The organism is Vibrio rhodolitus, assembly GCF_003350325.1.
Taxonomy (GTDB): domain Bacteria; phylum Pseudomonadota; class Gammaproteobacteria; order Enterobacterales; family Vibrionaceae; genus Vibrio; species Vibrio rhodolitus.
Window position 1 is genome coordinate 1 of sequence record NZ_QLYZ01000031.1, and the last position, 15,494, is coordinate 15,494.

Genomic DNA, 15,494 nt, shown 5'->3' on the forward strand with positions numbered 1-15,494 from the left:
TGTGCTTGCTTGTATGTGCTTGCTTGTAGGTCATTTCACCTTTTTCTACGGCATCAACGACCTGCAATTTAAAGCCTAGTGTGTAATCACGCTGAGTGCGCTTAATGTAGAGTTTATTTGAAGTGGTCATAATTCGTCCTCAATGTGTAAACACATTTCAGGACGGGACATCCAATACGAACAAATAGCCCAAGCATTCGCTTGGGCTTTTTTATGTGTGTAAAAATGATATCTATCTCAAATTCTACCCCTGATTAATAGCTACATGTGTAAGGAAAATAGAAATAGAGCAAAGTTTCAGAAATTCTGGCGACAAAAATAATTTCGCTGGAGTTTTGAGCGGAAAGTTTAAAATGGTGATTAAAATTTATTCTAATAAGAGCGGTTATCGACGTATGCAAATAAATCTATCACTAAAAAACAAATTAATTGGCGCATGTATATTGGCGGTGACGTTAATGGCAAGCGCATTGACTTGGCTCGCTGCAGATCAACTTTATCAACAAACTCGAAATGGTATGTATGCGCGCGCGGAAAGTATGGCAAATACGGCTGCGACAGGCATTTCTGATTGGATTACGATTCGTCGTGATATCGCATCGGCATTCAATTCGTTTAGCTCAGAGCAAGATGTAGTGCCATACCTGAAACAAGCGCGCATTGCCGGTGGTTTTGATGATATCTTTTTGGGCACACCTCAGGGTGAGATGCTGCGCTCCCTTCCTGAAAGAAATCGGTCTGGTTATGATCCTCGTACTCGCCCTTGGTATAAAGATGCCGTCACAGCGGGCAAGCAAATTATTACTAAAGCTTACGTTGGCGCGAGTACTGGAAAGTTGATGGTGACAATCAGTGAACCTTTGTATAAGAATAATCAGCTTATTGGTGTGGTTGGTGCAGATGTTTTACTGGATGTTCTAGTGAACGACGTGATTAGCTTGGACGCAGGTGAAAATGCCTACGCGATGTTACTCAATAAACAAGACGGTACTTTTTTAGCCCATCCTTCAACCGACTTGCTACTTAAACCTATTACGGACTTATCACCTCAACTCACAGTGAGCGCGATTAATAATCTTGAGCAAAACGGACTGATCGAAATCATCGAGATTAATGGTGCTGAAAAACTGTTTTACTTCAAAAATATTCCAAACTCTAATTGGCTGTTTGCCATTGAGATGGATAGAGAGACCGAGCAAGCAGGGCATAGCACCTTATTGGCAGAACTTATTATTACTGCATTGATAATTACTGTGTTGGTCGGTGTTGCGCTTTCATGGCTAGTCAGTTTGTTATTTAAAGATCTTGCTCGTGTCGCGCAGGCATTAGATGAAATCGCGTCTGGCGAGGCAGATCTGACCCAGCGCCTATCACCGCGCAGCAATGATGAAGTGGGGCGCTTGGCGACAAGTTTTAATACCTTTGTCGGCAATATGCATCAAATGGTAACTAAGTTGAGTGTTGTATCGGCTTCATTAAGCGAACAAGCGAAAACAACAGCTCGACAAGCGGAAGAGCGCAGCACGCGCATTCGCACACAACAAGACGAAATCAATATGGTTGCGACAGCGATCAACGAGATGGCTGCTGCGACGCAAGAGATCGCGGGCAACGCAGATAATACCGCTCAACAATCTTCACAAGCGGTAGAAGTGTGTGGACATGGTGGTCAGCAAGTGGTGCAGACACAATCATCTATCCAAAATCTAGCCCGTGAAGTTGAAGTGGCGGCCCAAGTGATTCAAGAACTTGAAGCGCATGGTCACAGCATTAATACGATTCTATCGACTATTCAAGGTATTGCAGAGCAAACCAACTTACTTGCTTTGAACGCGGCGATTGAAGCGGCGCGAGCGGGTGAGCAAGGACGCGGTTTCGCTGTGGTTGCGGATGAAGTGCGCGTGTTAAGTCAGCGTACGCATTCATCGACGCAAGAGATTCAACAGATGATCGAAACTCTGCGTGCTACGACTGCAAAAGCGGTGGGCATTATGGGCGATAGCCGCCAGTTAGCCGATACTAGCGTGGTGGATTCAGATTCTGCAGCAGTGAGCTTAACGCAAATTCAAGCGGCAGTGGAAGTGATTAGCGATATGGCAACGCAGATCGCTTCAGCGGCGGAAGAGCAAGCATCGGTAACGTCTGAAATCACGCGCAACACTATTGGTATTCGCGATGTGTCACAAGATCTAGCCGATGAAGCCAATGAAGCGGCAGAGCAAGCTGCGCAACTGTCTCAGCTATCTTATGAGCTAGAGAGCGAGATCAAGCGCTTTAAGCTATAAATGATCAACCAATCACTTAAGAGTCCAGATTTCTGGGCTCTTTTTTATCTGACCATTTTGCTTCTATGAGAAAGGTGTAAATTGATACTTAAGGTTAATGTGTAAACGTATCTGTTGCAGATGAGTTAAACGATTACCCATTTTCCAAAATGGAAAAGTCTATTTCACCTAATTTCAATTGTGGACATCTGATTTAAACCATAAAATCCTTAAAAATTATAAGGAATACTCACATGTCCCATACTCTAGATTCATTCCAACAACGCGTTCGTGAAATCATCACGGATGTGAACCTAAATCCTAAACAGAAAAACCAATTCCTAGCATCGACAGCAGAATCAAGCCAGCCATACATGGCGGTTTCAGTGGATGTAGAAAAGGCGATGGAAGAGGGTATCTTGTGTGACATGTTTGAAGGTAATGCACCGTTCAAACCACGCTACGTGCTACCTGATTACGCTAAATTCCTAAAACAAGGTTCTAAATACCTTGAACTAGAGCCTGCGCAAGATTTTGATGATGCACTTAACCTACTGACAATCATCTACCACCACGTACCATCAGTGACTAACATTCCAGTTTACCTAGGTCAACTTGATGACGTGCTAATGCCATATGTAGGCGACCTGTCTGATCACGAAATTTACGTGAAAATGAAGCGTTTCTGGATCATGCTAGACCGCACATTGCCAGACGCGTTTATGCACGTAAACATTGGTCCTCAAGATAACATCATCTGCCGTACTATTTTAAAAATTGATGCTGAGCTTAAGCAAATCGCGCCAAACTTGACCTTTATGTACGATCCAGCGGTAACGCCGGATGATCTACTACTGCAAGCAACCACGAACATTTGTGAATGCAGCAAGCCGCACATCGCAAACTACCCAGTTCACGCACAAAGCTACGGTGACAAGAACTTTGGTATTGTGAGCTGCTACAACTCACTGCCTCTTGCTGGTGGGGCGAATACACTTGTTCGTATGAACCTAAAAGAAGCAGCAAACAAAGCAGAAAATGCACAAGACTTCCTAACCAAAGTGCTGCCTGAGTACTGTGCAACGATGATTGAACTGATTGATGCACGTAGTAGCTTCCTACATGAAGAATCTAACTTCTTCAAAGGCTTCCTAACGGAAGAAGGCTTGATCAACGAATCACGTTTTGCACCAATGTTTGGTATCTTCGGCATGGCTGAAGCAGTGAACGTTCTTCTTGAGAAAGAAGGTAAACAAGCACAATACGGTCACGCGGTAGAAGCGAACGAACTTGGTCACGCTATTTCAGCGAAGCTGGCGGAAATCGTAGAAAGTTCACCAGTGAAATACGGTCTAGAAGGTCGCTCATTGTTGCATGCTCAAGGTGGTATCAATATCGACGAAACCACGACTCCAGGTGTGCGCATCCCTTACGGTACAGAACCAGATCCAGTGACTTATGTGCAAGCAACAGCTGCTCACCATAAGTACTACACATCAGGTATCAGTGACATTCTAACTATTGATGAAACAGTAAAATCAAACCCTGAAGCGATGTTCAACCTATGCAAAGGTGCATTAGCACTGGGCTACCGTGAGTTTACTGCAAACGTTGCCTCAAACGACCTAGTGCGCGTAACAGGTTACATGGTGAAATTGTCTGACATTGCTAAGTTCGCTGAAGAAGGTTCTCGTACGAATACGACATTCCTAGGCGCGGATGCAGCAGAGTACACGGGCATTCTAAATCGTGCACCACGTGTAGTGAGCATGGAAATGCAACCAACTTACAAATAACACACCGATACGTGGTAACAATGACGTTAGTTTCTGAAAAGCAGGCGATTGTTAACCGCATTCTGAATTTTTCATGTGTTGATGGACCAGGCAATCGCCTGGTCATTTTTCTTCAAGGCTGTAATTTCAAATGCATTAACTGCCACAACCCTTATACCATCAACCACTGTGATCACTGTGGGGATTGCGTGGCTGGGTGTCCAACTCAAGCTCTAAGCATCAATGAGCAAAACAAAGTGGTGTGGGATGAGAGTCTTTGTACTCAGTGCGATCAGTGCTTAGACGTCTGTCCAAGCAGCTCTAGCCCTAAAGTAAAGCACTACACAGTGAGTGACGTGCTTGCCTTGATACGTAAACAGCATTTCTTTTTAAGCGGTATTACCATCTCGGGTGGTGAAGCGACGATGCAATTGCCGTTTATTGTCGAGCTTTTTAAAGCGATCAAAGTGGATCAAGAGCTGCGTCATCTAACCTGTTTTATTGACAGTAATGGTTACTTACCTGAGACAGGTTGGCAGCGTGTATTGCCTTATCTTGATGGGGCGATGATTGATCTAAAATCTTGGCAAAATGAAACGCACCAATGGTTGGTAGGTAGAGACAATCACCGCGTGATTCAATCAATTCAGATGCTTGCTGCTGCAGGAAAACTGCACGAGTTGCGATTGCTGCACATCCCTGGCAAGAGTGATTTGGACCAAGAAGTCGACGCAATTTCCAGATTGATCAATAGCCTGCCAAATGAAGTCAAAATCCGCCTTAATGCTTTCCAGCATCATGGTGTGGTTGGTGAAGCGCTAACTTGGGACAAATGCTCAAAAGAGCAGATGGAAGCTTTTCATCAGACTTTGCAGGCGAAAGTGCCTAACCCGATAACGCTGCCAAGTGTGTATATCTAGCTTCTTTAGTAAGGACACACATTTCAAAGTAAGCAATGTTTTCTTAGAAAGGACAGACACCCTAAAGTAAGCAAAGTATGGTTTGATGATAAGCTCGTTATAAGTTTGTTTGACTGATATTGCGGTTGCTAATGGCTTCACTATTCTGGTGAGACTAGAATTGCATGAGGCTAACCATGACGACCGCAAGAAACCAACAGATAGCCGTAGACGTCACCCCTTACTACCACTGCGTTTCTCGATGTGTAAGGCGCAGTTATCTATGTGGTATCGATCCGCTTACAAAGCAAAGTTACGAACATCGCCGCGAGTGGATTAAGCAGAAAATCTATGCGCTTTCTCAAGTCTATTGTATTGATATTTGTGCCTACGCCATCATGAGCAATCACTACTATCTGGTGGTGCATATCAACCGAGAGAAAGCACTTGCCTTATCTAATCTTCAAGTTGTCGAACGTTGGCAACAAGACCACAAACTACCAAGCTTAGTTTCACGCTGGATCGCTGGTCAATTGGCGAGTCGGGCTGAAGAGGAGGCGTGCTTGTCAATCATCGATTCTTGGCGCTCCCGCCTTTGGAGCTTAAGTTGGTTTATGAAAGAATTGAATTTTTATATCGCCTACCAAGCCAATAGGGAAGAAGGATGTAAAGGGCACTTTTGGGAGAGCCGCTTCAAGAGTCAAGCTTTGTTGGATGAGCAAGCATTGGCGGCAGCGATGGCGTATGTGGATTTAAATCCTTTAAGAGCAGGTATTGCAGATAAACCGGAAACATCGGAATTCACTTCAATTCAAGCCAGACTGGAAGCGATAAATGTCCAGCAAGAAACTGCACCTTGTCTTTATCCGTTTGTTGGTCACTCATCCAAAGAAAAATTAGATGGCATTCCATTTCGGTTAATGGACTATATTGAATTGGTTGATTGGACTGCTCGCCAGTTTAGAGAGAACAAAGCGAGTATGTCAGGCTGCATGGCGCCAATACTGCAAAGGCTGAATATTAATCAACAGACCTGGCTTAAAGTATGCAACCAACTAGAAAGACATCGCAGCACCACAGTTGGCTGCATGTGCAACGCAAAAACGGCTAAGCGAATGCTGAACAAAAACGAGTGCATTTTTATCGGTTAGATTGTTAGACCAACCTTTACTCCCCCAAATTTACTACCCCGCAGTCGCGAACAAAAATGTTGTTTGCAAGCGAGCTATTTTCGCAATTTAACCTTCTGGTACAGCGAAACGTCAACGAGTTGCATAAACGTCCTTCTCTAGTAGCAAAACGAAGTTATCTAGGAAACTAGCACGGCGCACTATCGGTAAAACTGGTTTTGTTTGCTTTGTTTAAAGTGTGTGTCGTTCTACGAAGCTTGAATCGCAATATTTGAAGTGCCTGTCCTTTCAGGAAAAGATGTTTTTGCTGGCGAACCTCTGTAAATATTATGAGTAGTTGTAGCGTGTGTCTCGATCAGTTTCCTGAGAAGAAAGATGAAAAGGTTAATTATTGTCTAGTAATTGCGAGTGAAGCCATTGTAATGCGGGGTCGTTTAGGCTGGCTTGGTTCCACACTAAGCTGTAGGCTACTTTTCCATACTCAAAAGGTAGAGACTTTTGTACTAAGCCATTTGCTTGAAATGCTTTGCTTGCCCACATTTTTGAGCACGTTAAGAGATAGTTTGATTGATGGCACATTACAGCAGCGGAGCCAAAGTCTGAAACATAGATCGCGACTTTGCGCTCACCATGCTGCTGTTTGAGGTTTTGCTCAAAAAATGGTTCGGATAGGTCTTTGTCGTGAATACCAATATGTTGATAGGCAAGATAAGCTTCAACGGTTAACAGCTGATCAACTAACGGGTGCTCAGGGCTCATCAAACACACCATCTCATCACTGAGTATTTGCTGCCAAACGAGCTCGTGACTTTTAGTTGGTGGTTGACTGATATCATGTGGCAGTAACATAAAGTCGACTTGCCCGCGGATCAGCGCATCAAAGCTCATTTGCTCTTTAGCGTAGACCTTAATCTGGTTTGCCTCAGGTAGCTTGCTGCAGATCTGATTGATCTTAGCAGCAAATAGCTCAAAGGTGCTTTCTCGCATAGACAGTGATACCGATCCGGTGAAAGCTTCAGGCTTGAAATCCCCTTGATGCAAAATCCCATTCATACTGGCTAATATTTTATGGATCTGCGGGGCAATGCTCAGTGCAAATGGGGTCGGGACCAGTTGTGAACCATCACGATAAAACAGTTCGTCATTAAGTTGCTCGCGTAATTGGCTAATGATTTTACTGACGCTAGAAGCTGTCACGTACAAGGTGTTGGCGGTTTGAGTCACGCTATTGGTACTTAGCATGACATGTAACACCGTTAAGTGTTTAAGGCTAATACGTGAAAGGGCGAGAAAATCCATAGTGAGCGTCTTTGAAAGCAAGCAGTGACAGGATATTACCCCTAAAGGCTCGCTTGCACTATAGCTAACAAGATAGGTTGCTGCAGAAAAACAAAAACGCCCTTAAAAGAGCGTTTTCTCAATCAGAGCCATCGAGCAATTAAGAGTAGCTAGTCGATAAGACCGTATTGTGAACCAAGAATATCAATGATCTCTTGTTTTGGATTTGCACTTAATACAATCGGGCGACCTGTCACTTTCTCTGCGATAGCTGTGTAGGTCTTGGAAACCCCCATTAAGGCATCGAGTGGGAGCTCGTTGTCACGTGCCAGTGCTTCACGCTCAGGCATACGATCTTTGTTCAACAATATATCTGCATCTGGGAAGTGATTAAGTAAGAACTGGCGGAAATCTTCTTTCGAGTTCTCAACGATTTGACCTTGCTGGTACGCGGTTTTATCCCAAATGCGTGATGAGTCTGGTGTGCCGACTTCATCCATATAGATAAGCTTCTCATTGCCGGCAGCGTCGGTGACGTAGCCAAACTCAAACTTAGTATCGACAAAAATTTGGTCAACCTTATCTAATGCCTCACTGATAACATTAAACCCTTGCTTAAGTAGCTTTTCATACTCAGCAATATCAGCCGCAGAAGAAAAGTTAAACGCAGCGAAGTTGTCTTCGATGTTGTTGCGCGTAATGTTGACATCGTCGGCTTCTGGAACACCTGGAATACCCTTAAGAATGCCTTTGGTTGATGGCGTCATCAGTAACTCTGGTAAGACTTTGTCTTTTTCTAGACCTTCTGGCAGTTCAATACCGCAGAAATCACGTTCGCCTTTGCTGTAAGCACGCCACATTGAGCCAGTGATATATTTACGGCAGATCGCTTCAATCATAATCGGTTTGGCTTTTTGTACGATCCAGACCAGTGGGTGAGGTATGTCGAGGATGTGACTGTCAGCCAGACCATTTTGTTTAAAAAGCTCAAACCAGTGGTTTGAAACTGCGTTTAGCGCCGCTCCTTTACCAGGAACACCTTTCAAACCGCCTTCACCGCGCCAGATACAATCGAATGCTGAGATGCGATCACTGATCACCATAATGGCAAGAGGTGCATCAGGTGCTACATCATAGCCTTTCTCTTCAATTAGGCGTTGGCTATCTTCTTCGGTTAACCAATACACAGAGCGGACTTTACCACTGTGAACCGGCTTGTTAGTGCGAATAGGGAGATCGTCGTTAACGGCGAGGACTTGATCAGCGAGACTCATGAGACATTCCTATCGTTTACATGAAATGAGTGAAGCAATTTGACAAGCATCATACCAGAAAAGTTTTCTGCTTCCAGATAAAAAGCAAACGATTGCGCAAATTTTTGCGCAGATGGATTAGCAAGCGCTAGAAATGGAAAATAATGAACTAAAAATAGCAAGGTGCAGTGTAAGTAGAAGGAAAGAAAGCCCCTAGGACCAGTTAGGGGCTAAAGACAGTGCTGAATTTTGTTGAACTTGCGATTTATACGTATCAGTTGCCAAGCGATTAGTGGAACTGATTTTTTCTGCCTTCAACAAAAAATACTTCGCAGCCATGGCTTAGAGCTAAATCTTGTAATAGTGACTGGTTAAGGCAATCAATTTGATTAGAGGCAACCACTGCGCTGGCATTACCGGACTTAATTGCCTTAATTACGATTTCCAGTTCAGATTGAGAATTAGAAGATTTGAGTTGGATGATCTTTTGGCAACTAACATTGTTAGCAGCAAATTGTGAGTAATCTGGGCGAGGACACTCAGCGGTAAAGAAGATCCACTGCTGTTGCATAGAAAGACCAGCAAGACGATTCATTACGTTATCGTCAATATTCATTGGCTGCGTAGGTTGAGCCAAAACATTGTACTTAGAGATAGTTTGAGTATGTGAATGAATCATGGTTACTGTCCTTATATACATGCTGTATGTCTATACAGTAGTTGTTTTGCATATATTGGTCAAGCAATTTGTTTGATAAATAAACGAATTAAAGCTGGGAAGATATAAGAAACAAACATAAATCATTGATAATTAGAATTTATATTTAATTGTGGCGGATCGGGAGAAATGTGATGTGAATAGTGAAAGGTGGCAATCAACAGCTGTATATCGCCGCTGTACAGTACTGTATAGCAAGGGTATACAGTACTTTTACACAGTGCTTTGTGCTATTTCTATATTGTGACTGGGTTTGTCTCAGTGAGGTTGAGGCTATAGAAATCGCTGCGGATAGTCGCTAAAAATGGCGTCTAGATTTTGTAAGTGCGTGAGCTGATTTGGATTGTTAACGGTATAACACCACACTTGGTAACCGGCTTGTTGCAACTGGGTCACTTGCTGTTTGTTGGTTTTATTCACGTTCAAGTTGCACGCAACGGCATCAACCTCTTGCAGCAGTTGCCAATCTTGGCTGGAGAGCTTTTCACTCAGTACTGCGATTGGGTAGCTAATTTTAGCTTGATGGACGGCGCGTAACGTCGGGTGATCAAAGCTGGAAATAAGAATGCGCTCTTGAGGTAGTTTAAACTGCTCTAGTAACGATTTAAGTTCGGATACCGTTTCGCTGTAGCGATGGGTATCAATCTTCACTTCAATGTTCAAGCCAATTTCCAACGGTGCTATTAACGTTAATAACTGCTTTAAAGTGAGAATGGGTTGGTAGTTGAACTGTGGTGCAAACCAGCCACCAAAATCAAACTGTTGCAATTCTTCTAACGTATATTGGTCCACTCGACCAAAGCCGTTGCTACAGCGATCAATGGTATGGTCGTGACACACCACTAACTGATTATCTTTGGTTGGCTGAACATCGACCTCAATCCACTTTAATCCCATATCGATGGCAGCCTGAATACTGACTAGGGTATTTTCGGGATAGAGCCCTGCGACTCCTCTGTGCCCAACGATAGTTAATGCCATTGACATTCCTCTATGATCATTTTGCCCGCTAAGTGGGCTTACTTTTTAAAGCCATTTTAGCGACATCTATTAGCCACTGAAAACCATTACGTGGAATGAATTTACCAAATTTGTCTCACTCAATGAGAATTAACTTAATGGTGTGAAGTGAGACAACTTTTGCGTCTGATGTTTTTTTGTTCGCCCATCAAACTTCGATAAAACAACGCGTTAGTGAAAACTAGCTCATTTATATCAGCAATTTCTAAAATTGAAATTTAGCAGTCATTCTCGAAGGATGAGAAAGTGAACAAATTGTTTCTTATTGGATTTTGCTCGTGCATGTTAATTTTTTTGACGACATAGGTAGGAAGATTGATATGTATTCATCAGTAACAGAAAACTGATGACATATTTATGCAGTTTAAACATTATTTTTAAGTGGTATCCCTGCAAGGATTTAGTGTGTATTTGCCGTTACATATAGGTTTGGTGGTGATTTATTATGAATTGCCACCATTTATAGACGAAAATACTATTCACTAGCTTATTTTGGGGAATTATAAGGAATTGTTAAATGAAAGGATTAGCACTTGTCTCTGTTATTTCTGTAGCTTTAGGTGGATTCTCTTTTGGTGAGAATGTTGAGGCGTCAGATCAATTTGTCACTATCGGCACCGGTGGTCAAACTGGGGTTTATTACGTCGCTGGTCAGTCAATCTGCCGCTTCGTTAACCGCGGTGGTGAAGAGCATGGTATTAAGTGTAATGCGCCGGCTAGTGGTGGTGGCGTTGCTAACGTTAACGGGCTTCGCAGCGGCGAGTATAACTTTGGCATCATGCAGTCCGATCACCAGTTCAAGGCGATGAAAGGCGTAGCTCCGTTCCAAAATAGCCAACCAATGGAAGATATTCGTGCGGTGTTCTCTTTGCAAAGTGAAGTGTTTACCATTTTGGCGCGCAAAGATGCCAACGTAACCCATTTTGAACAGCTTCAAGGCAAACGAGTGAACATCGGTAACCCAGGCTCTGGTCAGCGCGACACCTTCGAACAAATCATGGCAGAGAAGGGGTGGGAACCATCGGTATTTAGCTTAGTTTCTGATCTTAAGCCAGCTGAACAAGCATCAGCGATGAGTGATAACAACATTGATGCAATGAGCTACTTTGTTGGTCACCCAAATGGTGCTATTCAAGAAGCATCAACTACGACAGATGCGGTTCTTGTCGCTGTAACGGGACCTGAAATTGACAAGCTGCTCGCTGATAAAGCCTACTTCACCAAAGCCGTTATTCCTGGTGGTATGTACCGTGGTAACCCAGATGACACACCATCAATTGGTGGTAAAGCGGTTCTTTCAACCACAGCAGAAACCGACCCTGAGCTTGTTTACCAACTGGTGAAGTCAGTGTTTGATAACGTCGACCGCTTCAAGCGTCTGCACCCAGCATTTAAAGATCTACAAGAAAGCGAAATGATCAAAGTGGGCCTGTCAGCTCCGCTGCATGAAGGGGCGGTTCGTTATTACAAAGAACGCGGTTGGATGTAAACCGCTAACCAAAGATGAATTTTCAAACTTTATTTTAATAAGTTACATCTAAAACGGTGAGCCCAAAAGGGCTTACCAAATGCTTTGATTTCCCTTTGCTTCTAAGCCCTACAAGGGTCCCATTATCGGTAGGGCTTAGCTTTTTAATACGAGATTTATTATGGATAAACCGATGTCTGCAACTGCAGCTCCGACGTCGGCAGAAGAGTTGATCGCTCAGGATGTTGGCGCTCGTTTACCAGGTGGAGTGATGGAGAAATCTATCGCTCTGCTTGCGCTGTTTTGGTCACTATTTCAACTTTGGATAGCTTCGCCATTGCCGTTTATTATTGGCTTTGGTGTTATGAATGATACAGAAACCCGCGCCATTCACTTAGGCTTTGCGTTGCTGCTGGCGTTTTTGGTTTTTCCTGCATTTAAACGTTCGCCGCGCGACCGAGTTCCTGTAACGGATCTGATGTTCGGTTTGATTGCCTGTGCATCTTCACTCTACTTATTTGTTCTCTATGAAGAGTTAGCCACCCGTCCGGGTATTTTGACCACTGGTGACTTCGCTACTGCGCTAATTGGTTTGCCGCTTTTACTTGAAGCTGCCCGTCGCGTATTGGGTCCAGCTCTTCCGCTGATCGCATTAGTGTTTATTGGATACAGTTTAGCCGGTCCATGGATGCCAGGGCTATTGTCGCATCGCGGCGTCCAACTTGATGCACTGGCGAATCACCAATGGATCACCACAGAAGGTGTGTTTGGTATTGCGCTTGGCGTATCAACCAGCTTTGTTTTCTTGTTTGTTTTGTTCGGCGCGCTACTCGAAAGAGCAGGGGCAGGACATTACTTTATTCAACTGGCGTTCAGTATGCTAGGGCACTTGCGTGGCGGTCCGGCGAAAGCGGCAGTAGTGGCATCAGGTTTAACGGGTTTAATCTCGGGCTCTTCGATTGCTAACGTAGTAACAACCGGTACATTTACCATCCCAATGATGCGTAAAGTGGGCTTTAGCTCTGAAAAAGCCGGTGCGGTTGAAGTTGCATCTTCGGTTAACGGGCAAATTATGCCGCCCGTAATGGGCGCTGCGGCGTTTTTGATGGTGGAGTATGTCGGTATTCCTTATGTTGAAATCATCAAACATGCCTTTTTGCCAGCGGCGATTTCTTATATCGCGCTGCTGTATATCGTGCATTTGGAAGCATTAAAGCTAGGCATGCAGCCGCTTGATACCGCTAAGTCTAAGCCTTGGTTGACCCGTTTAATTGGCTTTGCTTTTGGGGTCGCGCTCGTTAGTGGTATCTCGCTGGTGGTTTACTATGGTTTGGGCTGGTTAAAACCAATGCTTGGTGACTATACCTTGCAAGGTGTAGCAGTGCTGCTTGCCTTCACCTACCTTGGGTTACTAAAAATTGCCGCGAGCAATGAGCCTTTGCCAGAGGAAGACCCAGACAAACCGCTTGATCAACTGCCTAATACTCGCCAAGTGTTATTGTCAGGCTTACATTACCTACTGCCGGTGGTGGTATTGGTGTGGTGTCTGATGGTTGAGCGTCTATCTCCGGGGCTGTCGGCGTTTTGGGGCTCGGTGATCTTAGTGGTTATCGTGCTAACCCAGCGCCCATTGCTAAATTGGCTGCGCAAAGATGGTAAGCACAACTACGGCAGCGCTAAAGATGGCGTGGTGGATTTACGTGAAGGCTTAGTCGCAGGCGCACGTAACATGATTGGCATCGGCATCGCGACTGCAACGGCAGGGATTATCGTTGGTGCTGTATCGCAAACAGGGGTTGGATTGGTGCTGGCGGACCTGGTTGAGATCCTCTCGATGGGCAATCTCGTACTTATGCTGCTTTTGACGGCGCTGCTCAGCCTTATCCTTGGTATGGGATTGCCAACCACTGCCAACTATATTGTGGTTTCAAGTTTGCTGGCGCCAGTCATTGTTACTCTCGGTGAACAGCATGGCTTGATCGTGCCATTAATCGCGGTGCACCTATTTGTGTTTTACTTTGGCATCATGGCAGATGTAACGCCACCAGTCGGCTTGGCTTCCTTTGCAGCAGCTGCGGTGTCAAAAGGGGACCCAATCAAGACAGGCTTAACTGCTTTTTACTACAGCTTACGTACCGCTGCACTGCCATTTTTGTTTATCTTTAACACCGATCTATTGTTGATTGATGTGGATTGGGCGCACGGCATCGCTATTTTTGTGGTATCGACGATTGCGATGTTGATCTTCGCCGCTGCCACGCAGGGTTGGTTCCTCACCCGTAATAAATGGTACGAAGGTGTGCTGCTGTTATTAGTCGCCTTTACGCTGTTTAGACCAGCTTACTGGGTTGACCAAGTGGTTGAGCCGTATCAATCCAGCCCGCCTGCGGAGCTTGCACAGACACTGAGCACGCTTGAAGAGGGCAGCGTTGTACGCATGCGAATTAGTGGTGAAGATAGTGTCGGTAAGATGCGTGATTTCTCAGTGTTGTTCGAAGTACCCACTGGTGAAAGCGGGCAGGATAGGTTGGATGCTTTGGGCATTGCCACTTATCAACAAGGTCAAGATACCTTAATCGATGTAGTTGGTTTTGCCAGCCCAGCAGAAGCGGCGGGCTTACAGTTTGATCAACAAATTGTTGATGTTCGCGTCCCTGTAGAACGCTTTGCCAAAGAATGGATGTGGATTCCTGCGTTGCTCTTGTTTGGTTTAGTCGTGTTGATGCAGCGCAGACGATTAGCCAACCAAGCATCATTAGAAAGCGCGCAAACTAAAGCAGTTTAGATAAAGCCGCGCGTATAAAACGCACGCCCAGTGAATGCTGGGCGTATTTCTATCGGTTCGCCCAATCAATCTTCCCACCTAATCAATACCGAGCTGACAAAGCTGCACCTTATTAAGGCGGTAAGTAAATTGTTAGCGCCGCTTGTACCGATAATAATTGCGATTTAGAATCAGCGTCTTTGTTGTTTGCTGCGAATCAAAATGTCTAAGATCCTAGTTGTTGATGATGACTTAGAGCTATGTGAGTTAATCTCTGAAGTTCTAACTGTCGAGGGTTACCACGTAACGTGTGTCCATTGTGGAGAGAGTGCTCTGCAATATATCGAAAAGAACTCGGTCGACTTAGTGTTGTTAGACGTGATGTTGCCAAAATTAAGCGGTTTGCAAGTGGCTCGCCGTATTTGTCAGCGATTCGCCACACCGATCCTAATGCTCACCGCGCTTAATGATGAAGCATCAATGTTAGATGGCTACCAAGCAGGCGCAGACCAATACGTTGCCAAGCCGTTTAAAGTACCTGAGTTGCTGACTCGCATTAAAGCGATATTCCGTCGAGTTGGGTTAGAGAAGCAGCGTCAAAATAGTGCGATTGCAGATGGCAGCTTTGGCGACGCGATATCTGGGTTGCCATTTACTAGTACCGAAGCCGATTTACTTAACTACTTAGTGCGAAATGAAGGCATCGTTGTCTCTAAAGCTGAGCTGCAAATTGAAGTGCTTAAAAAAGAGCTCAGCCCATTTGACCGAAATCTAGATATGCATATCAGCAATTTACGCAGAAAGTTAGTTGAGGCAGGCATGTCAAAACAACACATTAAAACAGTGCGTGGCAAAGGATATAGTTTCGTTGCTAGCGTAAGAGATTGTTAGCGTGTTAGCGCAAAAATTCACCCAGTGGCGTCAA

The 15,494-nt window shown here is 44.5% G+C and carries 10 protein-coding genes and 1 pseudogene; 7 read left to right on the forward strand and 4 right to left on the reverse strand.

All coding sequences use genetic code 11. The annotated features are described in order from the left end of the window. The first annotated feature begins 401 nt into the window (after positions 1-401). The 4 genes and pseudogenes from DPF93_RS20015 (at position 402) to DPF93_RS20030 (ending at position 6,097) form a co-directional block, all read left to right on the forward strand. On the forward strand, positions 402-2,285 hold the full coding sequence (locus DPF93_RS20015) for a methyl-accepting chemotaxis protein (RefSeq protein WP_114767825.1): 1,884 nt from the start codon (positions 402-404) through the stop codon (positions 2,283-2,285). 233 nt (positions 2,286-2,518) lie between these two features. Further along, the gene (locus DPF93_RS20020; RefSeq protein WP_114767800.1) at positions 2,519-4,060 is read left to right on the forward strand and encodes a YjjI family glycine radical enzyme; all 1,542 of its coding nucleotides are present in this window, start codon (positions 2,519-2,521) and stop codon (positions 4,058-4,060) included. Positions 4,061-4,080: 20 nt separating this feature from the next. Continuing rightward, complete coding sequence (locus DPF93_RS20025) at positions 4,081-4,959, forward strand: YjjW family glycine radical enzyme activase (protein ID WP_114767826.1); 879 nt, start codon at positions 4,081-4,083, stop codon at positions 4,957-4,959. A gap of 176 nt (positions 4,960-5,135) precedes the next feature. Continuing rightward, a pseudogene (locus tag DPF93_RS20030) lies at positions 5,136-6,097 on the forward strand (transposase). A gap of 355 nt (positions 6,098-6,452) precedes the next feature. On the opposite strand, the gene DPF93_RS20035 reads toward DPF93_RS20030, so the two are convergent. The 4 genes from DPF93_RS20035 to DPF93_RS20050 form a co-directional block, all read right to left on the reverse strand. Further along, entirely contained in the window at positions 6,453-7,367 is a 915-nt protein-coding gene (locus tag DPF93_RS20035; RefSeq protein ID WP_114767802.1) for a LysR family transcriptional regulator, read from the reverse strand. A gap of 149 nt (positions 7,368-7,516) precedes the next feature. Continuing rightward, the gene (locus DPF93_RS20040) at positions 7,517-8,620 is read right to left on the reverse strand and encodes a phosphoribosylaminoimidazolesuccinocarboxamide synthase (protein WP_114767803.1); all 1,104 of its coding nucleotides are present in this window, start codon (positions 8,618-8,620) and stop codon (positions 7,517-7,519) included. Positions 8,621-8,888: 268 nt separating this feature from the next. Next, entirely contained in the window at positions 8,889-9,278 is a 390-nt protein-coding gene (locus DPF93_RS20045; protein ID WP_114767804.1) for a SulA-like leucine-rich domain-containing protein, read from the reverse strand. Positions 9,279-9,590: 312 nt separating this feature from the next. Next, entirely contained in the window at positions 9,591-10,298 is a 708-nt protein-coding gene (locus DPF93_RS20050) for a glycerophosphodiester phosphodiesterase family protein (RefSeq protein WP_114767805.1), read from the reverse strand. Between the two features lie 556 nt (positions 10,299-10,854). Here DPF93_RS20050 and DPF93_RS20055 point away from each other — a divergent pair. The 3 genes from DPF93_RS20055 (at position 10,855) to DPF93_RS20065 (ending at position 15,460) form a co-directional block, all read left to right on the forward strand. Further along, positions 10,855-11,826, forward strand: coding sequence for a TAXI family TRAP transporter solute-binding subunit (locus DPF93_RS20055; protein ID WP_114767806.1), 972 nt, complete (start codon positions 10,855-10,857; stop codon positions 11,824-11,826). A 172-nt stretch (positions 11,827-11,998) separates the two neighbouring features. Then, the gene (locus DPF93_RS20060; RefSeq protein WP_425275317.1) at positions 11,999-14,590 is read left to right on the forward strand and encodes a TRAP transporter permease; all 2,592 of its coding nucleotides are present in this window, start codon (positions 11,999-12,001) and stop codon (positions 14,588-14,590) included. A 201-nt stretch (positions 14,591-14,791) separates the two neighbouring features. Continuing rightward, positions 14,792-15,460 carry a response regulator transcription factor gene (locus DPF93_RS20065; protein WP_114767808.1) on the forward strand — a complete coding sequence of 223 codons (669 nt, stop codon included), beginning with the start codon at positions 14,792-14,794 and terminating at the stop codon, positions 15,458-15,460. The last annotated feature ends 34 nt before the right edge of the window (positions 15,461-15,494 follow it).